Origin of the sequence: uncultured Campylobacter sp., from assembly GCF_938018035.1 — a bacterium.
In the GTDB taxonomy this organism is placed as follows: domain Bacteria; phylum Campylobacterota; class Campylobacteria; order Campylobacterales; family Campylobacteraceae; genus Campylobacter_B.
Window position 1 is genome coordinate 1 of record NZ_CALIJF010000157.1, and the last position, 24,367, is coordinate 24,367.

At 49.0% G+C, this 24,367-nt stretch carries 23 protein-coding genes and 1 pseudogene; 13 read left to right on the forward strand and 11 right to left on the reverse strand.

Features of this window, described 5'->3' with window-relative positions; genetic code table 11:
• Positions 1-163: 163 nt before the first annotated feature.
• From Q0257_RS04710 to Q0257_RS04725, 4 genes are read right to left on the reverse strand one after another with little or no spacing between them, the layout of a single operon-like run.
• A complete protein-coding gene (locus Q0257_RS04710) occupies positions 164-1,186 on the reverse strand; it encodes an OmpA family protein (RefSeq protein ID WP_298022162.1) in 1,023 nt (340 codons plus the stop codon).
• Positions 1,173-2,462: a MotA/TolQ/ExbB proton channel family protein gene (locus Q0257_RS04715; protein ID WP_298022165.1), complete on the reverse strand. Its 1,290-nt coding sequence runs from the start codon at positions 2,460-2,462 to the stop codon at positions 1,173-1,175. The genes Q0257_RS04710 and Q0257_RS04715 overlap by 14 nt, the downstream gene beginning before the upstream one ends.
• A 1-nt stretch (position 2,463) precedes the next feature.
• Positions 2,464-3,528 carry a class II fructose-bisphosphate aldolase gene (gene fbaA / locus Q0257_RS04720; protein WP_298022168.1) on the reverse strand — a complete coding sequence of 355 codons (1,065 nt, stop codon included), beginning with the start codon at positions 3,526-3,528 and terminating at the stop codon, positions 2,464-2,466.
• Between the two features lie 14 nt (positions 3,529-3,542).
• On the reverse strand, positions 3,543-4,352 hold the full coding sequence (locus Q0257_RS04725) for a peptidyl-prolyl cis-trans isomerase (protein ID WP_291936539.1): 810 nt from the start codon (positions 4,350-4,352) through the stop codon (positions 3,543-3,545).
• Between the two features lie 105 nt (positions 4,353-4,457).
• Between Q0257_RS04725 and nth the strand changes: the two genes are divergently transcribed.
• Positions 4,458-5,093: an endonuclease III gene (nth, locus tag Q0257_RS04730; protein WP_298022171.1), complete on the forward strand. Its 636-nt coding sequence runs from the start codon at positions 4,458-4,460 to the stop codon at positions 5,091-5,093.
• Positions 5,094-5,285: 192 nt separating this feature from the next.
• Here nth and Q0257_RS04735 read toward each other — a convergent pair whose 3' ends face one another.
• Entirely contained in the window at positions 5,286-6,617 is a 1,332-nt protein-coding gene (locus tag Q0257_RS04735; protein ID WP_298022174.1) for a hypothetical protein, read from the reverse strand.
• An 89-nt stretch (positions 6,618-6,706) separates the two neighbouring features.
• Between Q0257_RS04735 and Q0257_RS04740 the strand changes: the two genes are divergently transcribed.
• Positions 6,707-6,865 carry a hypothetical protein gene (locus Q0257_RS04740; protein ID WP_298022177.1) on the forward strand — a complete coding sequence of 53 codons (159 nt, stop codon included), beginning with the start codon at positions 6,707-6,709 and terminating at the stop codon, positions 6,863-6,865.
• Positions 6,866-7,062: 197 nt separating this feature from the next.
• Here Q0257_RS04740 and Q0257_RS04745 read toward each other — a convergent pair whose 3' ends face one another.
• The 5 genes from Q0257_RS04745 to Q0257_RS04765 form a co-directional block, all read right to left on the reverse strand.
• Positions 7,063-8,340, reverse strand: coding sequence for a M20/M25/M40 family metallo-hydrolase (locus Q0257_RS04745; protein ID WP_298022180.1), 1,278 nt, complete (start codon positions 8,338-8,340; stop codon positions 7,063-7,065).
• Between the two features lie 278 nt (positions 8,341-8,618).
• Positions 8,619-8,879 (reverse strand): heavy metal-associated domain-containing protein, encoded by a 261-nt coding sequence (locus Q0257_RS04750; protein WP_298022183.1) that lies wholly within the window; start codon positions 8,877-8,879, stop codon positions 8,619-8,621.
• Positions 8,872-9,273, reverse strand: a complete 402-nt coding sequence (locus Q0257_RS04755; RefSeq protein WP_298022187.1) for an aryl sulfotransferase — start codon at positions 9,271-9,273, stop codon at positions 8,872-8,874. Before Q0257_RS04755 ends, Q0257_RS04750 begins: the two co-directional genes overlap by 8 nt.
• A gap of 390 nt (positions 9,274-9,663) precedes the next feature.
• Entirely contained in the window at positions 9,664-10,734 is a 1,071-nt protein-coding gene (locus tag Q0257_RS04760) for a transglutaminase domain-containing protein (RefSeq protein WP_298022189.1), read from the reverse strand.
• 418 nt (positions 10,735-11,152) lie between these two features.
• Positions 11,153-12,208 carry a transglutaminase-like domain-containing protein gene (locus Q0257_RS04765; RefSeq protein ID WP_298022192.1) on the reverse strand — a complete coding sequence of 352 codons (1,056 nt, stop codon included), beginning with the start codon at positions 12,206-12,208 and terminating at the stop codon, positions 11,153-11,155.
• A 106-nt stretch (positions 12,209-12,314) separates the two neighbouring features.
• Between Q0257_RS04765 and cmoB the strand changes: the two genes are divergently transcribed.
• Positions 12,315-13,208 (forward strand): tRNA 5-methoxyuridine(34)/uridine 5-oxyacetic acid(34) synthase CmoB, encoded by an 894-nt coding sequence (gene cmoB, locus Q0257_RS04770; protein WP_298022195.1) that lies wholly within the window; start codon positions 12,315-12,317, stop codon positions 13,206-13,208.
• Between the two features lie 513 nt (positions 13,209-13,721).
• Here the strand turns inward: cmoB and Q0257_RS04775 are convergent.
• Positions 13,722-14,321, reverse strand: coding sequence for an MBL fold metallo-hydrolase (locus Q0257_RS04775; protein ID WP_298022198.1), 600 nt, complete (start codon positions 14,319-14,321; stop codon positions 13,722-13,724).
• Positions 14,322-14,416: 95 nt separating this feature from the next.
• Between Q0257_RS04775 and nadE the strand changes: the two genes are divergently transcribed.
• From nadE to Q0257_RS13060, 10 genes and pseudogenes are all read left to right on the forward strand, one after another.
• On the forward strand, positions 14,417-15,220 hold the full coding sequence (gene nadE, locus Q0257_RS04780; RefSeq protein WP_298022202.1) for an NAD(+) synthase: 804 nt from the start codon (positions 14,417-14,419) through the stop codon (positions 15,218-15,220).
• Between the two features lie 10 nt (positions 15,221-15,230).
• On the forward strand, positions 15,231-16,367 hold the full coding sequence (locus Q0257_RS04785; RefSeq protein ID WP_298022205.1) for a DegT/DnrJ/EryC1/StrS family aminotransferase: 1,137 nt from the start codon (positions 15,231-15,233) through the stop codon (positions 16,365-16,367).
• A complete protein-coding gene (locus tag Q0257_RS04790; RefSeq protein ID WP_298022208.1) occupies positions 16,360-17,463 on the forward strand; it encodes a tetraacyldisaccharide 4'-kinase in 1,104 nt (367 codons plus the stop codon). The genes Q0257_RS04785 and Q0257_RS04790 overlap by 8 nt, the downstream gene beginning before the upstream one ends.
• A gap of 18 nt (positions 17,464-17,481) precedes the next feature.
• Entirely contained in the window at positions 17,482-18,339 is an 858-nt protein-coding gene (argB, locus tag Q0257_RS04795; RefSeq protein ID WP_298022211.1) for an acetylglutamate kinase, read from the forward strand.
• Between the two features lie 120 nt (positions 18,340-18,459).
• The gene (thrC, locus tag Q0257_RS04800) at positions 18,460-20,070 is read left to right on the forward strand and encodes a threonine synthase (protein WP_298022214.1); all 1,611 of its coding nucleotides are present in this window, start codon (positions 18,460-18,462) and stop codon (positions 20,068-20,070) included.
• Positions 20,067-20,789, forward strand: a complete 723-nt coding sequence (gene kdsB, locus Q0257_RS04805) for a 3-deoxy-manno-octulosonate cytidylyltransferase (protein WP_298022217.1) — start codon at positions 20,067-20,069, stop codon at positions 20,787-20,789. Before thrC ends, kdsB begins: the two co-directional genes overlap by 4 nt.
• Complete coding sequence (locus Q0257_RS04810) at positions 20,779-20,916, forward strand: hypothetical protein (protein ID WP_298022220.1); 138 nt, start codon at positions 20,779-20,781, stop codon at positions 20,914-20,916. Before kdsB ends, Q0257_RS04810 begins: the two co-directional genes overlap by 11 nt.
• On the forward strand, positions 20,913-22,919 hold the full coding sequence (ligA, locus tag Q0257_RS04815; RefSeq protein WP_298022223.1) for an NAD-dependent DNA ligase LigA: 2,007 nt from the start codon (positions 20,913-20,915) through the stop codon (positions 22,917-22,919). The genes Q0257_RS04810 and ligA overlap by 4 nt, the downstream gene beginning before the upstream one ends.
• Positions 22,916-23,491 carry a hypothetical protein gene (locus Q0257_RS04820; protein ID WP_298022226.1) on the forward strand — a complete coding sequence of 192 codons (576 nt, stop codon included), beginning with the start codon at positions 22,916-22,918 and terminating at the stop codon, positions 23,489-23,491. The genes ligA and Q0257_RS04820 overlap by 4 nt, the downstream gene beginning before the upstream one ends.
• 728 nt (positions 23,492-24,219) lie before the next feature.
• A pseudogene (locus Q0257_RS13060) lies at positions 24,220-24,367 on the forward strand (SAM-dependent methyltransferase); the annotation flags it as partial.

The window sequence follows — 24,367 nt, forward strand, 5'->3', positions numbered from 1 at the left end:
AAATTTAGCAAGCCGCCCGTTCATAATATCGTGCCAAAATAAAAGGATACGGTTCCGCCGCCGTTAAAATTTCAGATGAGTCGTTAATCCTTTAAGAATTTTAAAATTTTAAGCCCTCTTTTTTGCAGGCTAAAATTTCGAGCGAGCCGTTAAGGGCGAGCTACTAATTCGTAGCGTTCGCGTCGAACTGCAAAAATTTCCTGATCTCCTCCATCGCCTCTTTGTTTGAAAGGGTAAATTTTATCTCGATGCGGCGGCTAGCGTCCTTGTCCTCGACGCCTCTACGCATCACGGGCTGCGTGTAGCTGCGACCGCTGGCGATGAGATATTTTTGTAGCCGCTCATCTTTATTCCACGAGTTGATGAAATCCATCACCGCAAACGCCCTGTTTTGCGACAGCTCGAGGTTATACAAATACCCGCCGTCGCTGTCCGTGTGCCCCTCGATGATGATCTGATCTAAATTTTCGCGAATTTCGTCGTTATTCAAAAGCGCGGCGAAATAGCTCTGCAGCGTCGAGCGAAGTGTCTCTTTGGCGCTCTCTTTCAGCTCGCTTGAGCCTTTGTCGAAAAGGATCGACGAGCTTAGCGTCATCGCGCCGCTTTCGTTATCGATGCGGATCTTGCCGCCCAGCTTCTCCTTCAGATCGGCGATGATCTTGACCTTCATTCCGGTGAGGTTGCGGATGCGGTTTTTCGTGACGTTGAGGTCTTGTAAAATTTTATTAAAATCGCTCTCCTTCTGCGTGAGTTGATCAAGCAAAAAGGCGATTTTAAGCTCGTTTTGGCTGATCGTAGCGTTGGCGTCGTCGCGCGCTTTTTGCAGAAGAGAGTTGATGTCTAAATTCTCTTTTTTCAGCCTCTCCGCCATCTCGGTTAGATCTTCGATCTGTATGAAATAGATGGAATTTTGCTTGCGAAGGTCGGTATTTTCGATATTTAACTTCTCGAGCTGATCGCTAAAAATTTTATTCAGCGCTTCAAGCTCGGCGCTTTTTTTCTCCTGGCTTTGCAGGCTTGCTAGCGCGCTTGAAATTTGGCTTTCTTTCTCCTGCAGGTTGCTTTGCGTGAGGAAGTATTTGACGATGATGCCGCCTACTAAAAGCACGAAAACAAAAAGCAGTCCCGCCATCAAATCGGCGTACGCGATCCAGAAGGTCTCTTTTTCTTCGTTATTCGTTTTCATCTAAAAGTGCTTTTTCATCGATGCTCGCAAGCGTTTTTCGAAGCTCTTCGATGATGCTTTCGTTGCTCGTTCGCGCAGTGTCCTCTCCAGCTAAAAGTGCCTTCAAATCCGCGCTTAGCCCCTTAAAGCTAGCGTCAATTTTAGCGGCGTAAGCATTCTGCGAACTTGAAATTTCGCCCGCAAACCCGCCCAAGGAGGCATTTAGGCTCTTTATTTGAGCGCTTAATGCATTCATAACGTTAGCCAGCTCGCCTTGCCCGTCCGTTAAAGCCTTAGACTGGCTTAGATACTGCGCGGAAATTCCATTTTGAATTTCGATTAGGCTTGCAGACACGGACTTGAGCGCAGATAAAATTTGAGCGAAGCTCTTATCTAGCTCACCGTGAGCGAGATTTGTCCTTTGGATCATCTCTCCTGCTTTTTCAAGCTCTTCTTGTGTAATCGCCATACTTCGCTTCTCGGCTTCCATCACGCTTTCAAAAGCGCCGATTTTTTCATCGATTAGGCGGTTTAGCCTTTCGGTAAAATTCGTAGAGCTCATCATCGCAAATGAGCGCGAAATTTCAGAATTAGCGTTTAAAATTTCACTCAGATAGCCCTGTGTTATTTCGTCTTTGTTCCAGAAGAAATTTTTAGTGGAATTTTTGTATTTGATGAGCAGACGCTCATATTTGCTAATGCCTTTTTTCTCAAAATATATCCACCAAAGCGCTAAGAAAATTCCGTAGATCGAGACGTAAAACGCCGTACCTACGCCGCCTAGAAGCTGCGCGATCTCGGTTTCTAACCCATCGATATTGCTTGAGGAGAAGTGCGGCATCGAAATCGCAATCGAGATGAAAGTTCCTAAAATTCCAAGCATCGGAAAGACTGCCGATGCGACGGAAGCGTAGTTTTGATTACGCAGCGAGTAGCCGTATTCGTCCACAAAAAGATCAAAGCTAGCATCTGATTTTTTTTTACCGCCAATACTTAAGAGATTGGCGACGATGTAATTCTTTAGCTCGCGCTTGAAATCATCAATATTATTTTGAAAATTTAAGCAGCCATATTCTGCATTATGACGAGCTAAAATTAGTGCAATAATGAGCAAAACCGCAAGCATCAGGATCGAGTGCGTCTCTACCTTCAGCCCGATAAGCCCCAAATAGCCCAGCAAAAACACCACAAAAACCGCGATCGGCAGAGCTGCAATCTTAAAAAAAACGCCCGCTAACGAGCGCTCCTTCGCCTCAGGTAGCGTGATATCGAGCACTTCGTTATTTGGGCGATCCATATTAGTTCCTATTTAGGCAATTTAGATTGTCAAATGCGACCTGCAAGCGCGCCACCATACTCTGCTCGCCCGCTCTCAGCCACTTGCGAGGATCGTAGAATTTTTTATTCGGTTTATCCTCACCTTCCGGATTGCCGATTTGAGCTTGCAAATAGCCGTGATTTTTGGCCTCATAAGCGCGCACGCCGTCCCAAAATGCCCACTGCGTGTCGGTGTCGATATTCATCTTAACTACGCCGTAGCTTACGGCTGCCTTGATGTCGGAGGTATCGCTGCCGCTGCCGCCATGAAAGACGAAATTTACGGGCTTTTCGGATTGCAGATTAAATTTCTCGCGCACGAATTTTTGCGAATTTTTTAAAATTTCAGGTCTCAGCACGACATTGCCCGGTTTATACACGCCGTGGACGTTGCCGAAGCTCGCCGCGATGCTGAATCTATCGCTGATTTTGCTTAGTCGCTCATAGGCGAGTGCGACATCTGCAGGCTGGGTGTAAAGCCGCGCGTTATCGACGCTCGTATTATCGACGCCATCCTCTTCGCCGCCCGTGACGCCAAGCTCGATCTCAAGCGAAATTCCAAGATCGCTTAAAATTTCCAAATACTTCTCGCAGGTCGCTAAATTTAGCTCCAAATCATCCTCGCTAAGATCGAGCATGTGCGAGCTAAAAAGCGGCACGCCGTGAGCTTTTTTATGAGCGGCATTAGCTTCGATGAGCTCGTCGATCCACGGAAGCAGCTTCCTCGCGGCATGATCGGTATGCAAAATCACCGCAACGCCGTAATGAGCCGCCAAAGCATGCACTTGATGTGCGCCTGCAATAGCGCCTAAAACTGCGGCATTAGGGCAAGTAGCGCCCGCATAAAACGCCGCGCCGCCGTTGCTAAACTGAATAATAACGGGCGAATTTGCAATTTTAGCGCTTTCCAAGACGGCGTTTATGGAGTTGCTCCCCACTACGTTTACCGCAGGGATCGCAAAGCCCTGCTGCTTCGCATACGCATAGACCTTACTTACGTCATCGCCGCTTAAAACGCCCGGTTTTACTATATCTAAAACGCCCATTTTTAGCTCCTATATTATTTATACTCGATTTTAGCGTTTTTGTGAAGATCTGCCGCTTTTTGCTCGACTACTTTCGCCGCTTTTTGCTGTCTAAGCACGCGCTCAATAAAAGGCTTTGCCTCGCTTTGACTTAACTGCTTTTTAGCTTGAGACTCCTCTTTTAATACGACGTGATATCCGACTCTGCTTCTAATAGCTTTAGTAGTGATTTGACCATCTTTTATCTTAGAGATCGCATCGGCAAAAGGCTTGACCTGATCGCTAGGCATCCAGCCTAGCTCGCCGCCGGTTTGTTTAGCCTGCGGATCGATAGATTTAGCTTTGGCAAGCTCTGCAAATTTAGTAAATAGTGCACTGTCGCTAAGCCCTTTTAACTGCTTAATAATATCGTTTGCCTCGGCTTCGGTTTTAACGACGATCTGAGCCGCTTTGATTCTCGCAGGCTCGGTAAAGCGCGCTTTGTTTTTGTTATAAAAATCGGCTATTTCTTTATCGTCGATATTTATTTTGCTGGCTTCTTTAGCCTGCCATACACGAAGCGCTAAGTTATCTTTTACGATTTCAAGCTCTTTTTTATAAACATCTTCGTCCATAACGCCCGATTTTTTAGCTTCATCCGTTAGCAGCATCAGATCGATGCCTTTATCGATAAGCTCCTTTTTTTGATCCGCGTTAAGAGCAGCGATATCTACATTGCCTATGCCTTGAAGTAGCGGAGCAAGCTCTTTTTCGGTTACGTCTTTGCCATTTACGGTAGCGTAAACGGTAGCGTTAAGGCTGATAGCGGCAGCCAAACTAAGTGCTGTAAATAAAACTTTTTTCATCATAATTCCTTAAAAAAATTTTAACGGCGATTATAACTCAAAGTTGTTAACAATCAAACTGTACTTTAGAATTTTAGGGTAGAATTCCGCCTTGAGGAGATGCAAATGAGAAGTAAAAAAGATATTTTAGAGATAAAAAAGAGAATTTTGCAAAACTTTGCAGAAGAGCGCAGCGAGCTGAAATTTAAAGACAACTATCAGCTTTTGGTCTGCGTGATGCTTAGCGCGCAGTGTACCGACAAGCGGGTAAATTTGATCACGCCGCGCTTTTTTGCGGAATTCCCAAGCGTTGAGGAGCTCGCAAAAGCCAATCTGGCGAGCGTTAAGCTGCTAATTAGTTCGTGCAATTTCTACAACAACAAAGCGGTAAATTTAATCAAAATGGCGCAGGCGGTGGTTAGCGACTTTGACGGCGTCGTGCCGCTTGATGAAGCGGGGCTAAAATCTCTTGCGGGCGTGGGGCAAAAGACCGCTCACGTCGTGCTTTTAGAGGGCGCGGGCGCAAATGTGATGGCGGTGGATACGCACGTCTTTCGCGTCGCGCATCGCCTGGGGCTGAGCCGTGCAAAGACGCCTGAGCTTACGGAGCGCGATCTAAGCGAGGCTTTTAAGACGGATCTTGGCAAGCTGCACCAAGGCATGGTGCTTTTTGGCCGCTACACCTGTAAAGCGATCAAGCCAAACTGCAAGGAGTGCTTTTTAAACGAGCTGTGCAGCAGCAAGGATAAGAATTTTCCGTAAAATTTTAGCCTGCAGATGCGAGCTTAAATTTACGCGCTTAAATTTGACGGAATTTTAAAATTTGACGCCTTGTCTAAAGCCGCTTTACGGCAGACGTTCGGCTTTATGGCGCGAAAAATTTAGATTGAAATTTTATAAACGCCTCTTTGATTTTTATCTTTTAGCAAAATTTTAAATTTTACTTTTCGGAGCCTACTGCTTTGCCAACCAAGCCCGGTATCCTTCGCTTTTAATCACGTCCGCGATGGTTTTTGCCATCTCCTGCGGTAAAAATTTGGACTTTTTGTCGATGACGGACACTAGCGCGTAAGCGTTATCGTAATCTTGCAGCTCCAAGCCCGCGCGCACCAGCGTTTCGTATAAAAACGGCTCATCCTTTTCGATGCTTACCGCATCATCGTTTAAAAATTCATAGATGAACGCAAGCTGTTTTTTATCGCCGATTTTTAAAAAATAATCGGCTAAATTCGTCGCGCTTTTGATGATGATTTTGCGTAGCTCGTCTATCTGCCGCGCAGAGTAACGCTGCGTAATCAGGCGCCAATGCTCCGCCATTCTCGCCGCAATGATAGACAGCTCGAAGGCCCTGCCGCCATAAGCGTATTTTTCGCTTTCGTCGCCGATTTTTTCTATAGCCCCGAATTCGCCCACCATATACTCGTATAGCTCCTCATCGTTGCCGCTGAAATTTTCTAAATATATCATCTCGGCAATGGTTTCGGAATTTTTAGGCAAATCGCCTGCGCATTCGGGCTCCTGCTCTTCATTTTCTTCGTCCCAGGCGGCTTTTCTAGCCTCAAAAGTTTTAAAATCCACTAGCGGATTAACGCCATTTTTTACGAATTTAAAAAAGGCAGAAATATCGATCTGATGCTCATCTTTGCAAATTCCGTCCTTAAACATCAGCTCGCTATTTTCAAAAAAATCCCAACCATCAAGCGCGCCTAGGTAGCTTTGACCGATCCGTCCGTCTAGGATATAGACGCATTCGCTAGCGCCATGATCAGGCATTGCGTGGTCGTTTGAGACGATATACGGCGCTTGCGTTTTTCCAAAAACCTGCAGCATTCCGTCATTGTATTCGCCGCTTATGCCCCAAAGCGCCGTTAGATTGCCGCCGATTGCGATAACGCCGTCCTGCGAATGCAGATAATTACACGCCGTATCTTTGGCGACTTGCAAAAACAGATAATCATCATCGATGATATCGCCGCTGATGAATAAATTTCCGTTAACAAACATCGCTCGTGCGCTATTTTTACCGCCCGCTTCGTTAAATTTATCCTTAAGCCAAGCGGAATTTATCGTGCCTCCCGACAGGCTAAGATCGCCGTCAAACACCAGCACGCAGGAACTACTATCCAAATATAAATTTGAGCCGTATTTTTTCTCAAATTCATCATAAGGCAGTATAAAAACAGGTGGAATTTTCGTCGCAAAAGAGCTATGGTTTTCGTATCGCTTTACTTGTGATTTAACGATCTGCTCGCAATTTTGTAGAAAATTTTTGATCTGGCTTTCCATTTTTATCTCCTTTTAAATTTCTATTTCGGCAAGTGGTCCCGTCATATAGCCTGCGGAGCGAAAAATTTGCGTTCTGCTTGCAGTTGCGAGTGCAACGAAGCAAAAATCTCTTTCAAAACCAGCGTAGCGACGCCGCAGGCGGGGTTTCTATAAAAGTACTCGCGAGACAAGCCACCGAAAATTTAAAGGCGAAGTATTTTTTCTTTAGACCAGGCGGAAACGACGGAGGCGAGGGAGCGTATATGTAATACGTGACCGAAGCCGACCGAGTTTCCAACGACATATAAAGGAAAAAGACAGGTCACCGCAAAAATTTAAAGGCGAAGTATTTTGAGATGATTTTTGGGGTTTTGAAGTTAAAATTTGACGAAGATAAGGCATATAGCCTATCGAGTCAAATTTTAACGAAATCCGCAAAAAGCGCTCAAAAGACAAGCCGCTAAATTTATTGCAATCTAGTGACGATGTTTCTAACTACCTCCGCCATCATCTCCGCCGACGCTATCTCGCAGTGCTCGTTTACCGAGTGTGGCGAGTGGATGTTTGGGCCTATGGAGCAGGCTTGCAACTCGGGCTGTTTTGCGACCAGTACGCCGCACTCAAGGCCTGCGTGCACGGCGGCAAATTTAGCCTGCGGCTTTTGTTTTTGCAGTTCCTCAAGCACCAGATGCGCGAAGTCGCTGATGCACGGCGCCCAGTTCGCCGAGCGATCGGCCACCCTGACCTCAAAACCCAGCGCGCTAGCTAGCGTAGCGGTCTCAAAACCCAGATTTTCGAGCCCCTCTCGCTTCATCGCGCGAGCGAAAAAGTCAAACTCGATCACGCCCTCTTTTTGCTTAACGGTCGAGAGATTTATGCTTTCATTTACCATGCCAAGCTGCGTGTCGTAGCTGCGCACACCCTGAGCAAAGGAGTTGATGAGCGCCAAAATTTTGCCGCTGTTTACCAGCACGTCCGCTTCGCCCTCGCCTAGGCTCTTTACCCACGCCAGTCCGCGCTGCGCCAGCTCATGCGCGCACAGCACCTTACACACGGCGTTTGCGGGGATCGAGTTGCTCCTCTCGCCAAAATCCAGACTGATTAGCTCGCAGCCCTCCTCGGCGAGGAATTTCGCCAGCAGCTTCGTTGCGTTTGGGATATTTTTATGTATCTCGTTGCCCGAATGCCCGCCGCTAAGCCCGGTAACGCCGATCTCGTAAATTTTACCGCTCTTTTTGATGCTAGCGGCGTCTATTTTTGCGCTCACGTTTATGCCGCCCGCGCATCCCAGCGTCACGCGGTCGTCCTCTTCGCTGTCTAAATTTAGCAAATTCGGCGATAAAATTTTACCTTTAAAGGCGTTTGCGCCCACGAGCCCGACCTCTTCGTCGTTGGTAAATAGACACTCTAAATTCGCAAACTCCCGCATCGCGCCCATCATCATCGCCACGCCGATGCCGTCGTCAGCGCCTAGAGTCGAGTTTTTCGCCCTTAGGATGCCGCTTTCCTCGATGAGCTCTAAATTGGGCGCCGCGCCCACACAAACCATGTCGTAGTGGCTTTGCAGACAGATTTTAGGCTTGCCCTTTACGGCGTGGATGTTACCCGCCTCATCGACGTTCACGCTAAAGCCCTGAGAGCGCGCAAAATCCGCCAAAAACTCCCTCATCTGCTCCGTTTCGCAGCTGCAGTGCGGTATCTCGCACAGCTTTTTAAAATCATTCATAACCTCGTTTTTTTGCATGTTTGCTCCTTTTGAATTTATTTATATCCGCGCGTTATTGCGACACGCCCGTTGAATTTAAAAGCAACCGCACTCGCTTAAGCGCTTGCGAAATTCTGCTAAATTTAAACGCGACAGCGCCGACATAGCGCTTCCGCAAAATACGCGCAGAATTTCAATCGCGCTAGCTTACGCTGCAGGCAAGCCGCGCAAAATGAAATTTTATGCAAAGTCGCATGAATTTTACCGAAATTTAGCAAGAATTTATTTAAAATTTAGTCCGAATTTTCCGAGGATTTTTATTTTACGATTACGCCTTCATAGCCCGTTTTTGCGATCGCCTCAAGCATCGCAGTCTCGTTTGCGTCATCTTTTGCTACGACGGTCGCGGTTTTGCTCTGCTGCGAAACCTTTGCGCTTATCACTCCTGGCGTTTGCAAAAGCGCCTTTCGCACGATCGCGGTGCAGAGCGGGCAGTGGATTTTTTCCACGTAAATTTTAACCTCTTTGTCGGCAAAAAGCGCTGTAAATCCAAGCATCAAAAACAAAATTTTACGCATAAAGCCCTCCTAAAATTTCAGGATATGTAAGCATAAAGGCAAGCAAGGCTCCTAAGAGCGCGTAGATCAGAATCCATTTTTTGCGCCCGCTTTGCAGCGAGCATGCGCGCGGCTTTTTGAAAAAGAAAAATGCAGAAAGCGCGAAGCAAAAAAGCGCTAACGCAGAAAGCGGCGCGCGGTAGTCACCGAAAACCTCTGCGCCTGAAAAAATGGAAAAGCTCGCGCCGAAAATCAAAAATAAAAGCGCGGGCAGGCAGCAAAACGTCGCCGCAACCGCGCTAAAAATCGCGGCGAATATCAGCCACAGACTGCGCGTGCTGAAGCGATTTTTGCCAGGATCTTCTCGCTTTTGCGCCAAGGTTTCTTGCGCGGAATTTTCTAGTTCGGTTTTCAAATTTTACCTTTCAGTATAGGTATTGCCGTGCCGCCGCCAGCCCAGCACACGAAATTTACTCGCAAATCCGCCGCGAAATTTCGCGCAAAGAGGCGAAATTTTAAATTCCGTAAGCCGTAAATTTTAAAATTTTACGCGCCTCCAAATTTTAAAATTTTGCTCGCTTTAAAATTTCAAAATTTCGCCGCTATGTCGCTCACGAAATTCTAAAAAATTTTAAAATTCCACGCCAAATAAAGCGCGGAATTTTTTGCCGATGCAGACGCGGCAGCACGTAGATTAGGCGCGCTTTTACACATCCGCCCAAAGTCGTCTAGCGGGAAGCCTCTCTTGTATACCTACTCAAAAAGCTCAAGTAGTTCGACGTGCCGCATAGCAAAACGCGAACCGCTACAACTCTTTCGATCTGTAATCGTAGCTGAAATCTTTCGGCGAGTAGTAATTAAGCGTGTTGCCGTCCACTTCGCCGTAAGGATAGCCAAAATTATTGATCGGAAACTGCGCTGGGCGTGGGCTTAGCGTGAAGTCCCTGCCGTAGTTAAAGCCGATCCAGCACATCTCCCAGTTGCCGAATAAATACTCGCGGATTTTAGCGAGCTTGCTGTCGTCATTGCTTAGCTTCTCGCCCAATCGCACCTTTGTAACGTCTGCGGGATCGACCGGGATCCAGCCGTAGCCTTTTAGATAAAATTCCGCCCTGCAGTGCTGTGCGCCCGAGATATGGCTGACGCCGTCTTTAGGCGCGGCGCCCATTTGAGTGCTAAATCTTGACGCGCCGACGCGGATGCCAAACATCTCTCTTGCGGCGATGCCCTGCGCGCGGCAAAGTGCGACGAAAACGCTATTTATATCGGTGCATTTGCCGCTTAGCTTGCCGCTACTTAAAATTTGCTTCACGTCCCCTAACCCGCAGCCTAGCACACTGTTATCGCGCTGCATAGTGTTCGCCACCCACGTATAAATCGCGCGCGCCTTTTCCAGATCGCCTTTTATGCTGCCTGCGATCTCGTCTGATTTTTGCTTGACGACGCCGTCGATTTGAATCTGCGTGCTAGGCTCTAAAAACTTCGCCACCTCGGGGTTAAGCTTTTCGTTCGGATTAAATTTTACCTTGCTAAAATCGGTATTTCGCTCAAAGGTCTCGACGCTAAATTTAATGTTTAGCGTGGGCTTTGCCACCCCGACGTAGCCGGCATAGAGCGTCGGAATTTCGCCGTAGTCCACGGACGGATCGTTGAAATTGCCGTCAAATTTTATGTCGCTTACCTTTTGATATTCAGTGATAAGAGGAAGCGGTATCCAAAGCCGAGTCTGCTTGCCCTTCTCCAAAATTTCGTGATTTAGCGATAGCCCGAAAGCTCTCTTTTTGCCAATGACTTTTTCCCCGCCCAAAATGGTACTCGGAGTTGCCATAACGGCGCCTAAAATCGCAGTGTTTCTTAAAAAATCGCGTCTTTGCATGAAATGCCTTCAAAATAAAATGGCTAAGCCTTAGCCCTAATTACGCGTGGATTTTAGCCTTTTGCGGCTTTGAAATCGCTAAATTTAAAATTCTGCAAGTCGTAAATTTTAAAATTCTATCCATAATTTAAAATTTCAAAATTCCGCTCGCTTTGAAATTTTAGAATTTTGCTCGCTACGGAATTTTAAAATTTCAAAATTTCGCCCAAAGACATAGCGCGAAATTTCGCCAAAGCGGGCATGATAGCCCGCAACCTAGGCGCGCAGGCAGTATGTATCGGCGGCGTAGGCTAAACCACGCAAAAAGCGCCGCTGTCGCCAAGCCAAGCGTGCGCTTCGATGAAACGGCTGAGCTTCGACGAAGCGCGGCGGCTTAGCTTAAGCAAATCGAGGCAGCAAAATGCAAGCCGTCAGAGGATTAAATTTCTCGCGAAAAATACTCGTAGATAAAATTTTTAGGCGAGTACGGATCTTTCGGCGTGCCACCCACTTCGCAATACGGATGCGAAAAAATTTCGATCGGAACGTGCGCCGGGCGCGGATTTAGCACGACTTCGCGAGCGTAGTTAAAGCCCAGCCAGCACGGCTCCCAGTTACCGAAAAGATATTCGCGCACCCGCGCCAGCTTAGAATCATCCTCGCTTAAGTTCTCGCCCAATCGCACCTTCGTAACGTCCGCGGGATCGACAGGGATCCAGCCATAGCCTTTTAGATAAAATTCCGCTCTGCAATGCTGCGCGCCCGAAATTTCAAGCGCACCGCCGCTTAAGGCGCCCATGACACCCATTTCAGGCGAAAATTTCTGCGCTGCGCCCGTGCGGATGCCGTAAATAGCGCGAGCAGGAATGCCAGCTGCCCTACAGAGCGATACGAACACGCTATTAATATCGGCGCATTTGCCGCTTAGCTTGCCGCTGCTTAAAATTGTCGCTGCATCGCCGCTGCCGCATGCGATCACGCTATTATCGCGACTCATATTTTTTGCGACCCACTCGTAAATCGCGCGCGCCTTTTCCAGATCGCCTTTAAGCGAGCCGGTGATCTCGTCTGATTTTTGTTTTGCAGCGCCTTCTACTGGAATTAGCTTTGATGGCTTTAAAAACTCCTCGATCTCTGGGCTCAAGCGCTCATTTTCATTAAAGCTTACCTTGCTAAAATCGGTGTTTCGCTCCGAAATTTCAATATCGAAGCTAAGCTCAAAATAATCATCCTCTTCGCCTACGACACCTTGCTCGCCGTATTTGCCGACACCCGCTCTTGCCTCTTTATCGGGTGCGAAGCGCGCGTAGTACGTGCTTATATGATCTCCGCAGATAGCCGACTCTTGTGCATTTGAGCGGGCATGATATTCGCCAAGCAACCTCTGATAGGGCTCTTGCAGCACTAACGGCAGCCAAAGCCGCACCTCTGCGCCACTACTTGAAATTTCGTGATTAAACCTGAGGCTAAATTTTCTCGTTTTTGCTTCTTGCATTTTTTGCTCCTTTGCTTGAATTGCAAGTCGATTTTATCTATTTGCGCCTTAAAATGGATAAAATTTTATGTTAAAATGGCGCTAAATTTGAAATTTTAGGACTAAAATGGATCTGCAAAAAATCAGAGACGAGAACTTTAAAAAGCTGCAAAGCGGGCAAAACCGCGAAATTTTAAGCGCGATCGAGGCGCTGCAAGTAGGCGAGTGCAGCTGCGAGTGCGGCGACGTCGTGCGCGCAAGCTTTAGCGCTAGCGCGGAGCAAAAGAATGAAATTTTGCGTATAGCGCGGGCGCTAAAGCCGTGGCGCAAGGGGCCTTTTGCGCTGAATGATCTTTTTATCGACGCCGAGTGGCGAAGCTTCGTGAAATTTAACCTGCTGCGGCCGTTTTTAGATCTGCGCGGCAAAACCGTCGCCGACGTGGGCTGCAACAACGGCTACTATATGTTCCGCGCAAGCGCTCTAAAGCCTGCGCGGCTAGTGGGATTTGACCCGAGCGCGCTATTTTATCTGCAGTTTCGCTTCATCGAGAAATTCCTCCGCAGCGGCGCGAAATTCGAGCTTTTAGGCGTAGAGCATCTGCCTTTTTACGAGCACAAATTCGATACGATCTTCTGCCTCGGCGTCATCTACCATCGCAGCGACCCCGTAAAGATGCTAAAAGATCTGCGAGCCTCGCTAAATGCGGACGGCGAGGTGTTTTTAGACACGATGTATATCGAAGGAGCGGGCGATTTCGCGCTGTGCCCGAAAAACAGCTACTCAAAAATTTCAAATATCTACTTCGTCCCGACTGTCGGCGCGCTACAAAATTGGTGCGAGCGGGCGAAATTTAGAGATTTTGAAATTTTGGCTCAAAAGCCCACGGATGCTAGCGAGCAGCGCAAAACGGAGTGGATCGACGGGCAGAGCTTGGAGAATTTCCTAGACCCGCTCGATAGCTCGCGCACGATCGAGGGCTACCCCGCGCCGCGTCGCATCTACGTGCGGCTTCGGGCGTGATGCGCGCCTTTGAAACATCTTTCGTGTACCCGTGCACCGATATGAAATGAGATCCGTGCCTTTAAAAACGCGTAAAATTTACCGAATTTAATCGGCTCGCGGCAAAAATTTTACGTTCGGCAGGATGTGAAATTTAGCTAAAATTTGGCGGGCCCCAAATTGGATTAGATCGCATTGTAGCGACTAGGATCAGTGCGGCGCAAAATTTTAAATTTCGCCTCGTGCGCTACGCTTTACACGCACGGCGGCACGGAATTTTACTAAATTTAATAAGCGGCGGTAAATTTTAAAATTTTATCTACGCAGAGCACGCTGGTGCAGGCATAGTGCGAACGTAGCGCAGAATTCAACGCTCGCAGCGGCAAATAAAGCTGTAAATTTTGGCGCCTGCAATGCGAGTAAAGCGGCATCAATTCCGGTGCCCACGAGCAAAGCGGTATAAAATTTAACGCCGACCCGCTTCACGCCGCTTCGCCGCTTCTCGCACAGCGAAACGCAGTTAAATTTAAACTATCAGCGCTCAAAAAGTTGCAAAAAATATTTTAAATTTTGCCTCTCGGCCGCTAGGCTCGTATTTGGGCCGTGCCCGGGGTAGAGCGTAAAATCGCCCTTTATCTGCAAAATTTTATGCAGAGACTCTCTCATCTGCTCGCCGCTTGAAAAAGGAAAATCCCACCTGCCGATAGAGCCTTTGAATATTACGTCGCCACTAAAGATCACGCCGCCTGCTTCGATCATACAGCTGCCCGGCGTGTGTCCTGCAAAGAGGCTAAATTTAACGTTAAAGCCCGCTATTTCAAGGCTTTGCTCCTGCCCTTTTATGAGCACGTCCGCTTCTATGGATTCTGGCATCGTCTCAAAAGGATCCGCTCGCAGCATAAAGGCGTCGCTTTCGTGGATATAAATTTTAGCGCCCATTCTTTGCAGCTTCGCGTCGTCGTAAATATGATCGTAGTGCCCGTGCGTATTCAAAACCGCCACGATCTTTCCCGTATTTTGCATAACCCAATCAAAGCTGCCCTGTCCCGGATCGATCACTAGATCGCCCCGCTCGCCCTTTAGAATGTAACAGTTCGTCACGTATTCACCGAAAGCTCTTTTTAAAATTTGCATTTAAATCCTCCTTTTAAGCTTAAATTAAAGCCGTAATTTAGCCAAAAATAGTTAAAATTCGCACAATTTAACGTAAAATTTTAAGGCTAAATATTATGTTTTTGGACGATTTGCTGCCGCAACTGACCGATTTTTTATCGGAGAGACTCGATGAAACGGGTGCGGACGCCTTTGTAGTAGGCATCAGCGGTGGGCTTGACAGCGCCGTGGTTTCTGCGCTTTGTGCGCTTACCGAGATCCCCACTTACGGGCTTATCCTACCTAGTGCGGGTTCAAATTTAGAAAATATGGCAGACGGCATCTTTCACTGCGAATCCTTTAATATCCCCTACGAAATCCAAGAGATCGCGCCGTTTATAGAGAGCTTCATCGCCTTAAATCCGGGCGCAAGCCCGCTTCGCATCGGAAATTTCGCCGCGCGCGTGAGAATGAGCTTACTTTATGATTACAGCGCGGCTAAACGCGGCGTAGTCGTAGGCACGAGCAATCTTAGCGAGCGGATGCTCGGCTACGGCACGATCTACGGCGATCTGGCCTGCGCGTTTAATCCGATCGGAGAAATTTTTAAAACCGATCTGTTTAAATTTGCAAAAATTTTATGCATAGACGATGCGATCATAAAAAAAGCTCCCAGCGCCGATCTATGGGAAAATCAAAGCGACGAACGTGAGCTTGGATACAGCTACGAGATTTTAGATAGCGTGCTAAGAGATATTTTTTCGCACGAAACGCTGCGGACGAAATTTCGCTCAGGCGAGCAAATAACCGCAAACGATCTAAAATATCTGCAAAACTCGCACCACAATCAAGAGCTGGTGAAATTTATCGTCCGTAGAATTCTTAAAAATAATTTTAAGCTTCGCGCGCCCGCGGTCGCCCGCATAGAGCCCGCACACTAAGGAGAGATTTATGAAAGAGATACCGTTTTATAAGGCTCAAGTCGATAAGAAAGAGGAAGACTTAATTAAAAGCGCCCTCTACAACAGCGATATAAGATATAGCGAAATTTTTGAAGAGGATATTTGTAAATATTTCGGCGTAAAGCACGCCGTATCGACTACGAGCGGCACGACGGCGCTGCATCTGGCGCTTTGCGCAATGGATATTAAGCGCGGAGATAAAATTTTATGCTCCGTAAATTCCTTCCCTAACGTCGCCGAAGTGATCCGCCACTTCGACGCAGAGCCCGTTTTCGTAGATATCGATCCGATAAGCTTTAACATTACGAGCGAAAGCCTTGCTCGCACGATAGATCAAAACCGCCACAAGAAGCTAAAATGCGCTTTCATCTCGCACATCGCAGGGCTTGCTGCGGATATAGACGCCATCAGCGAGGTCGCCAAAAGCGAAAATATCATCCTTATAGACGATGCGTGCCGCGCTATGGGCGCTACCTATAAAGGCGCAAAAATCGGAGCGCTTAAAAGCTCGCTCATATCGTGCTTTCAGATCAATCCTCAAGCGCAAGATGCGATCTCTACGGCGGGCTTTTTCGTTACGAACGACGATGAGATCGCAAGCGCCGCGCAAATTTTAAGAAACGGCGGCATCGTGGGAGACGCCTTTTACAAAGACGGCAATATGTCCTTTACCTACGACGTCGATCGCATCGGTCAAAAATACGATCTTGACGCCATAAATTCCGCCTACGCAATCGCCCAGTTTGAAAAAACCGACGCTTTTATAAAGCGCCGCAAGCAGATCGCCGCAGCGTATCGCGAGCAGCTCGCAAACTGCCCTCACGTGACGCTTCCAAGCGACAGCGAGGAGCATATCTATACTCAATTCATCGTAAGGATCGACAAAAACCGCGACGATTTTGCCAAAGCGCTGATCGCGCGCGGAGTAAGCGTATCGCTGCACTATGTGCCGGTGCACCTGCTAAGCTACTACAAAAGCAAATATAATTACAAGGTCAATGATTTCCCGAATGCGCTTAAAAACTATCAGCAAATTTTATCCTTGCCGATCTACACGGCGCTTAGCGACGACGATGTGAGCTACATCTGCGAGCAGATCAAAGAGATAGCGCAAAATCGTGTTTAAACTCCTAATCGAGCGAAACCTATACGACCCAAGCCCTGCATGGCTTGCGCTCGGAGTGATTTTAGCGCCGTTAACGCTACTTTATACGCTTATCGTCTGCCTAAAAAGGCTCTTTGCTAAGCCGCAAAAATTTAAAATTCCAATAATCAGCGTCGGAAATTTAACCCTCGGCGGAAGCGGCAAAACCCCGCTAGTGCGGGCGCTTTTTAAAGAATTTAACGGGGAGCTCAAAACCTGCATCATCCTTCGCGGATACGGGCGCAAAAGCAGAGGCTTGCTCGAAGTAGCGCTCGGCGGACGGGTACTTTGCGACGTGCGGCAAAGCGGCGATGAGGCGATGGAATACGCGCTGTTTTTGCGCGGTGCAAACGTGATCGTCAGCGAAGATCGCGCCGCAGGGATTTTGCGCGCGCAAACTCTCGGCTTTGAGTTGGTGATTTTAGACGACGGATTTTCTAAATTTAATATCTCTAAATTTGATATCTTGCTGCGCCCGCAAAGCGCGCCGAAGCTGCCCTTTTGCCTGCCCCTCGCCGCGTATCGCTACCCGCCGTTTTTTTATAAATTTGCGGATTTCATACCCGCGCCGAGCGACATCTCGCAGGAGCTTAAAATCGTTTCGGCGGCGGATCTGCAAGGCACTCTAAACGGCGCGGATGAAATTTCAAATCCTACGGACGAAATTTCAAATTCCGCTACGGATAAAATTTCGGATTCAAATTTAAATCGCGCCATAGATGAAATTTCAAATTTAAATTCCGCCATCGCGAATAAAATTTTAAATTCCAAAGAGGCTGGTTTTGAAAAATCCCGCACGATCTTAATCAGCGCTATCGCCAAGCCTTGGCGTCTGCAAGAGTTTTTGCCGCTCGTAAAAGCCCACGCATTTTTCCCCGATCATTATGATTTCAAAAAAGAGCAGATTTTAGAGCTGCTAAGGCGCGAGGATGCGGAGCATATCCTTTGCACGGCGAAAGATTACGTGAAATTAAGGGATTTGGACGTAGAAATTTCGGTGATTTTGTTAAATTTGAAGCTAAGCGAAAACTTTATCTGCGAAATTCAAAACTACATAAACCAAGCTATGATAAAATAAGGTTTTTAAAGGAATTTTATGATAAAAAAGAGCAAAACCGCCGAAGTCATCATCTCCGCGCTGCCCTATATCCGTAAATTTAGAGATAAAATTTTCGTCGTTAAATACGGCGGCGCGGCGCAAACCGACGATACGCTCAAGCTTGATTTTGCCCGTGACATCGTGCTTTTGCATATGGTCGGCATCAAGATCATCGTCGTGCACGGCGGCGGCAAAAAGATCAATCAGACCCTGGATAAGATCGGCGTGCAGAGCGAATTTTGCGATGGACTTCGCGTAACGAATAAAGACGCAATAGAAATTACCGAAATGGTGCTAAGCGGCGCGGTAAATAAAGAGATCACGGCGCTTTTGAACCAAAACGGCGCGCCCGCGATCGGCATCAGCGGCAAGGACGGCGGGCTTTTGAGGGCAAAATTCCTCGATGAGAAAAAATACGGCTTCGTAGGCGAGATCACCGAGGTAAACACCAAGCTGATAAACGACCTGCTACAAAAGGACTATCTGCCGGTAATCGCCCCGCTTGCGGGCGGCGAGACGGACGAAAACGTGAGCTTTAATATCAACGCCGATCTCTGCGCTAGCAGGATAGCAGCCGCGCTAAAAGCGAGCAAGGTGATATTTTTAAGCGACATTGACGGAGTGCTCGATAAAGAGGGAAATTTAATCAGCAAGCTCGATGCCGCGCTCATTTCGAAACTCAAAAAGGACGGCACGATCGCAGGCGGCATGATCCCCAAAGTCGATGCGTGCCTGCAGTGCGTGCGAAACGGCGCAAGTGCCGCGCATATCATAAATGGCAAAATTCCGCACTCGATCCTGCTTGAGCTTTTCACGGACGGCGGCATAGGAAGTTTGATAAAGGAAGAAATTTAGGCGCGAGGCGGATGCAGCAGGCTTAAAACCGCAATGCCGCAAGTCCGTGCAAGCAGTGTAAGCGATCAAATTTAAAGCGCCTAGGCGGGCGTAAATTTTAAAATTTTAAAAAGGAAAAAGATGAAACTGGTTTCTACGAGAGATTTTTCGCAAAAAGCCGATCTTAGCTACGCGCTGCTAAATCCGAGCGCGAGCGGCGGCGGGCTTTTCAGCCCCGAGCGGCTGCCGCTTTTGAGCGAGGATTTTTTTAAGCAGTGCGAGGATCTGAGCTACAAACAGATCGCGCTTAAAATCATCGAGAGTTTTGATTTTGACGTAAGCAGCGAGGTCTTTGAGGGTGCGCTAAAGCGCTACGATAAATTTGAAAACCCCGCTTGCCCCGTCCAGATCAAAAAACTAAGCGAAAACGCCTATATTTTGGAGCTTTACCACGGCCCGACGCTTGCGTTTAAGGATATGGCGCTGCAGCCCTTCGGCGCGCTTTTAAAAAGCATCGCAAAAGCTAGAAATGAAAAATTTTTAATAATATGCGCCACGAGCGGCGACACGGGGCCTGCGACTCTAGAGGCATTTGCGGACGATGAGAACATCAAAGCGGTCTGCCTCTACCCGCAGGGCGGCACGAGCGAGATACAGCGCCAGCAGATGGTCAAACAAAGCGCGGCAAATCTTAAAATTTTAGGCGTGCGCGGCAACTTCGACGATACGCAACGCGCGCTAAAATCGCTACTGGCTGATGATGATTTTAAAAACGAGCTCGCGCGCGCAAATTTAAATCTAAGCGCCGCAAACTCGGTAAATTTCGGCAGGATTTTATTTCAGATCATCTACTACCTCTATGCTAGCATTTATTTCTCAAAGCACGGCGTATTGGGTGCGGGCTGCGAAGCAAATTTAAACGAAAGTGACGCGATGTGCGGCAATATCGGTGCGCATGCAGCTGCGGCGTACGGTAAAAATTTAAATGCTTCGGGCGGTAAAAATTTTGGCGCCGCAGCGGGCGCAAACAGCGCGCAGAGCGCAAAACAGGGCTCTAAATTTAATACTTTCGACGTCATAGTGCCTAGCGGAAATTTCGGCAACGCGCTGGGAGCGTATTTCGCCAAAAAAATGGGCGCAAAGATCGGCAAAATCAAGATCGCTTCAAACGCGAACAATATCCTGACCGAGCTTTTTACGCGCGGCATCTACGATCTACGAAAGCGCGAGCTCATCCGCACGATCAGCCCTGCGATGGATATTTTAGTTAGCTCCAACGTCGAGCGGCTACTTAGCGATATGTTCGGCGATGCGCGCACGAGCGAGCTGATGCAAAGCCTGGCGCGAGATAAATTTTATAAGCTTAGCGCGAGCGAGCTTGCGAAGCTTCGGGAGGTCTTTGAGGCGGATTTTTGCGACGATACGCAGTGCGCTAAATTTATCAAGCAAGAAGGCAGCCGCGGCGTGCTCGTAGACCCGCACACGGCGACCTGCTTTAAGCTGCTTGACGAAAGCCGTCTAAATCTCGTCATCTCGACCGCTAAGTGGATTAAATTTACGCCGTCGATGATCGGCGCGATCAAAGGCAGGGCTTGCGAGGACGAAAGGGCCGATATGATCGCGCTTTCGAAGGAATTTCGCAGCGACATTCCGCCACAGATCTCGCGCCTTTTTAGCGCGCCGCAGGTGCATTCTAGCGTCGTGGAGCAAAGCGAGATCAAAAACGCCATAATGGAGTGGATCAAAAAATGATAGTAATCCCCGCGCGCCTTGCTTCGACGCGCTTTAAAAATAAAATTTTATGTGAGTTTGGCGGCGTGCCGATGTTTATCAAAACGGCTCAAAATGCCGCCAAAGCGGATCGCGTGCTAATCGCCGTGGATGAGCCGCAAATTTTAAAGATCGCGCAAGATTACGGCTTTGACGCCGTTCTCACCGCGCGCGAGCATCAAAGCGGCACCGATCGAATCAATGAAGCGGTCGCAAACGCAGCGCTTGCGGAAAACGAGATCATCATCAATATCCAAGCCGACGAGCCCTTTTTCGAGAGCGAAAATTTGATTAAATTTAAAGATTTCGCCAGCGTTGCGATTACGCAAAAGGACGCATTTATGGCGAGCTGCTATAAATACATAAGCCAGCAGGCGGCAGAGGATCCGAATTTAGTCAAGCTCGTGCTCGATAACGCGGGCTTTGCGATCTATTTTTCACGCTCGCTCATCCCTTATCCGCGCGCGGCATGCGAGTGCTACCTCGGTCACATCGGTATCTACGCATACAGCGTGCGAAATTTAAAGCGGTTTTGCGCCCTGCCCGCCTCAGCGCTGGAAGATACCGAAAAACTCGAGCAGCTTCGCGCCATAAGCGCGGGCGAAAAGATCGCGATGCTTGAAATAAAAACCGCGAGCATCGGCATCGACACGCCGGCTGATTACGAGCGCGCGCTAAAGGAGTTCGGCGATGAAATTTAAAATTTACTCGTTATACGGCGCAGTATTTGGGACACAGGGGTCTGCCACGGAGCGTAAAATTCTAACGCGACGTAAAATTTTAACGGAGCGCGGAATTTTAAAATTTAAAGATGCGAGCACAAGATGAACTACGATGAATACAGATCCGCAGTAGATACGCTAAATGCATGGGCGCGGGCATATTACACCGACGATAAACCGATCGCAAGCGACGAGGAGTACGACGAGCTTTATTCGCAAGCGGAGAAATTCGAGCAGCAAAACCCCGCGCTGGCGCTGCCCTACTCGCCTACGCGGCGCATCGGAGGCGCGATCAGCGAGGGCTTTTCCAAGCTCGCTCACGGCGCGCAGATGTGGTCGATGGAGGATATTTTCGACGACGCGGACCTTTTGGCGTGGCTAGCTCGCGGCGAGAAGAGCGGCGCGCAGTTTTACGTCGAGCCGAAATTTGACGGCGCGAGCTTAAATTTAACCTACGAAGGCGGCGTGCTGATAAGCGCGGCGACGCGCGGCGACGGGCTTATAGGCGAGGACGTGACGCAAAACGCAAGAGCGATCAAATCGGTGCCGCTTCAGATCCCCTACGCGCAAAGAATCGAGATCCGCGGCGAGACGCTGATCGCAAAGAGCGATTTTGACGCGCTAAACGACGAGCGCGCCGCAAACGGCGAGAGCTTATTTTCAAACCCGCGCAACGCCGCCGCAGGCAGCCTAAGGCAGCTAGATAGCGCGATCGTGGCGAAGCGGAAACTAAAATTTATCCCGTGGGGAGTGGGCGAGCATTCGCTAAGCTTTGCGCTGCACTCGCAGATAATGGAGTTCGTGCGCAGTCTCGGCTTTTTGCGCGACGAGTTTTGCCGCATCTGCAAGAGTGCGAGCGAGATTAGGAGCGCATACGAGTCGCTGCATAGTATGCGCGCGAGCAAAGATATGATGCTAGACGGCATGGTCATCCGCGTAAATGAGCTTTCTAAGTGCGCACAGATGGGCTATACTGTGAAATTTCCGCGCTTTATGGTCGCGTATAAATTCCCCGCGGTCGAAAAGGTAACGCGGCTGCGCGAGATCAATCTGCAGGTCGGCCGCACCGGCGCGGTCACCCCCGTAGCCGTCGTAGATAGCGTAAATATCGACGGCGCGAACGTTTCAAACGCGACGCTTCATAATTTCGACGAGATCGCGCGGCTGGGGCTGATGAAAAACGATTTCGTGGGCATCATCCGCAGCGGCGACGTGATCCCGAAGATCACGAGCGTTTACAAACAGCGCAGAGACGGCACGCAGAGCGAAATTTCGCGCCCGGATCGCTGCCCGGTTTGCGGCGAGAGACTACTTGACGAAGGCGCGCTCATAAAGTGTCAAAACCTCGATTGTAAGGCGCGCGTGATAGGCTCGCTGATCTATTTCTGCTCCAAAAAATGCATGAATATCGAAGGGTTGAGCGATGCAACGATCACGCAGCTTTTTGAAAGCGGCAAAATTTCAAAGATCGGCGACATTTACGCCCTCAGCGCGCAGGATTTGGCGGGGCTTGAGGGCTTTGCGGATAAAAAAATTTCAAATCTTTTAAGCGCGATAAATGCGAGCAAAAACGCGCCGCTTGAGCGCTTCATCGCTTCTTTGGGGATCGAACACATCGGCGAGGTGGCCGCGCGCAAGATCGCCGCGGCATTCGGGCAGGATTGGCTGGATGCGAGCGAGGATGAAATTCTACGCCTGGAGGGCTTTGGAGAGGCGATGGCAAGGAGCCTAGCGGAGTTTTGCAAGATAAATCGCGAAAAAATTCTAAATCTAAGCGAAATCATCACGCCGCGTGCGCCCCAGATGCAGACCACTAAAAGCGCCTTCACGGACCGCAGCGTCGTCATCACCGGCACGCTCAGCCGTCCGCGCGACGAGTTTAAGGCCAGGCTTTTGGCTATGGGCGCGAAGGTGCAGGGCTCGGTATCTGCCAAGACCGACTTCGTGCTTGCAGGCGCAGAAGCGGGCTCCAAGCTGCAAAAAGCTCGCTCGCTTGGCGTGCGGGTGATCGATGAGAGCGAGTTTGAAGCGCTTGCGAGCCTGGCGACGCTCGGCGCAAATCCACCCGGCAAGAGCGAGCCTGAAGCGCTCGCGGGGAGCAGCAAGTGAAGGTTTTTTGTTTGGTGCCGAACCCGCACGCAAACGGCACGGGGTTAAATTTTAAAAGCAACCTCCGTCCTGCGGCGCTTGTATCTTTTACAAAGCGCGAGAATTTTAAAAATTTTGTAGCGCACGAGCAAGCGGCAAGAGCAAAAGCGATAAATCGAGCGGTCGATGTAAGATCGCTGGGCTTCAAGGCATGTGCAAAAGCGGCAAACCGAGAGGCGGTTTCTGCGAAGCGCGCGGGCCCCACTTGCCGCGACGCTAAAACGGCGCGCACGACACCAATAGGTGCGGCCGTAAGCAAGAATATCTCAAATCTTGCGCCGCTCAAACACTGCGCCGATAGGAAAAATTTTAAAATTTTCGCTAGCGACGAGATAAAATTTACAACGCGCAGCGAGCCGAAACCCGCAACGCATAGTATGGCTAAATTTGCGGCACGACGCAGGTTAAAGTTTGAGCCTTGCAGCACTGCTGCCCGCGACCTTGCTATGCGCGATAAAATTTTAAACTCAAGCTCGCGCAAAAACTGCGCAAGCTTTAAAATTTCACCGCTGCGCGGAGAAAAGACAAAATGAGATTTGATCTGCTCGTCGCAAATACGCTTAAAATCAGCAGAAATCAGGCTGCCGCGCTAATAAAGCAGGATAAAATTTTGCTGCGTGGCGCCGTGCAAAACAGGCCCTCTGCGCAGATCGCGCCCGAGCAGAGCGGCGAAATCAGCGCGACCGATCAAATTTACGTAAGCAGGGGAGCGCTCAAGCTTGCGGGCTTTCTGGACGAGCTCGCCGAAAACGGGCTTTTAGCAAGCTGCGGCGCAAATTCGCCTAACTCGGCAGCAGAAATTTCAAAGCCGTGCGGCGGCGCAAAAAGCGCGGATAGTAAAGCGGCAGCGATACAATGGAAAAGCGAGGTAGCGACGCAAAGAGCAGGCGGAGTAATGACGCAAATTTCAAGTGCAGATTTTGAGACTACGGATAAAATTTTAAGCGCGAACGAGACGACCGAAATTCCAAGCGCGACGGCGGCAAAGATCGCAGAAACAAATACCGAGGCGATCCGTACCGCAAAAACTAGCGTCGATACGGCAGAGCTTTTACAAACCGGCGCAGGCAAGCAAACAGTAGAATTTTTACAGACGAGCGCGGGCGCCGAAACGGCAGAGCATTTGCAAACGGACGTAGACGCCGAAACGGCAGAGATTTCAAATACGGTAGCCTCCAAATCAAGCGGCAAGGCGGGCGCGTGCTGCAGTGAAGGCGGCGCGGAGCTGATACAAACAAAGCCCTCTCAAAAAGAGGTTTTAAATTTAGCAGGAGCCGATGTTTTGGACGTGGGCAGTAGCACGGGTGGATTTGTGCAAATTTTGCTTCAGCGCGGCGCAAAGAGCATAACCGCACTTGACGTCGGCAGCTCGCAGCTAAGCGAAATTTTGCGGCGCGATCCTCGCGTGA

Coding starts and splice junctions, on each gene's coding strand:
- Q0257_RS04710 (WP_298022162.1), bottom strand. CDS start 1,186: ATGAAAACGAATAACGAAGAAAAAGAGACCTTCTGGATCGCGTACGCC.
- Q0257_RS04715 (WP_298022165.1), bottom strand. CDS start 2,462: ATGGATCGCCCAAATAACGAAGTGCTCGATATCACGCTACCTGAGGCG.
- fbaA (WP_298022168.1), bottom strand. CDS start 3,528: ATGGGCGTTTTAGATATAGTAAAACCGGGCGTTTTAAGCGGCGATGAC.
- Q0257_RS04725 (WP_291936539.1), bottom strand. CDS start 4,352: ATGAAAAAAGTTTTATTTACAGCACTTAGTTTGGCTGCCGCTATCAGC.
- nth (WP_298022171.1), top strand. CDS start 4,458: ATGAGAAGTAAAAAAGATATTTTAGAGATAAAAAAGAGAATTTTGCAA.
- Q0257_RS04735 (WP_298022174.1), bottom strand. CDS start 6,617: ATGGAAAGCCAGATCAAAAATTTTCTACAAAATTGCGAGCAGATCGTT.
- Q0257_RS04745 (WP_298022180.1), bottom strand. CDS start 8,340: ATGCAAAAAAACGAGGTTATGAATGATTTTAAAAAGCTGTGCGAGATA.
- Q0257_RS04750 (WP_298022183.1), bottom strand. CDS start 8,879: ATGCGTAAAATTTTGTTTTTGATGCTTGGATTTACAGCGCTTTTTGCC.
- Q0257_RS04760 (WP_298022189.1), bottom strand. CDS start 10,734: ATGCAAAGACGCGATTTTTTAAGAAACACTGCGATTTTAGGCGCCGTT.
- Q0257_RS04765 (WP_298022192.1), bottom strand. CDS start 12,208: ATGCAAGAAGCAAAAACGAGAAAATTTAGCCTCAGGTTTAATCACGAA.
- cmoB (WP_298022195.1), top strand. CDS start 12,315: ATGGATCTGCAAAAAATCAGAGACGAGAACTTTAAAAAGCTGCAAAGC.
- Q0257_RS04775 (WP_298022198.1), bottom strand. CDS start 14,321: ATGCAAATTTTAAAAAGAGCTTTCGGTGAATACGTGACGAACTGTTAC.
- nadE (WP_298022202.1), top strand. CDS start 14,417: ATGTTTTTGGACGATTTGCTGCCGCAACTGACCGATTTTTTATCGGAG.
- Q0257_RS04785 (WP_298022205.1), top strand. CDS start 15,231: ATGAAAGAGATACCGTTTTATAAGGCTCAAGTCGATAAGAAAGAGGAA.
- argB (WP_298022211.1), top strand. CDS start 17,482: ATGATAAAAAAGAGCAAAACCGCCGAAGTCATCATCTCCGCGCTGCCC.
- thrC (WP_298022214.1), top strand. CDS start 18,460: ATGAAACTGGTTTCTACGAGAGATTTTTCGCAAAAAGCCGATCTTAGC.
- kdsB (WP_298022217.1), top strand. CDS start 20,067: ATGATAGTAATCCCCGCGCGCCTTGCTTCGACGCGCTTTAAAAATAAA.
- Q0257_RS04810 (WP_298022220.1), top strand. CDS start 20,779: ATGAAATTTAAAATTTACTCGTTATACGGCGCAGTATTTGGGACACAG.
- ligA (WP_298022223.1), top strand. CDS start 20,913: ATGAACTACGATGAATACAGATCCGCAGTAGATACGCTAAATGCATGG.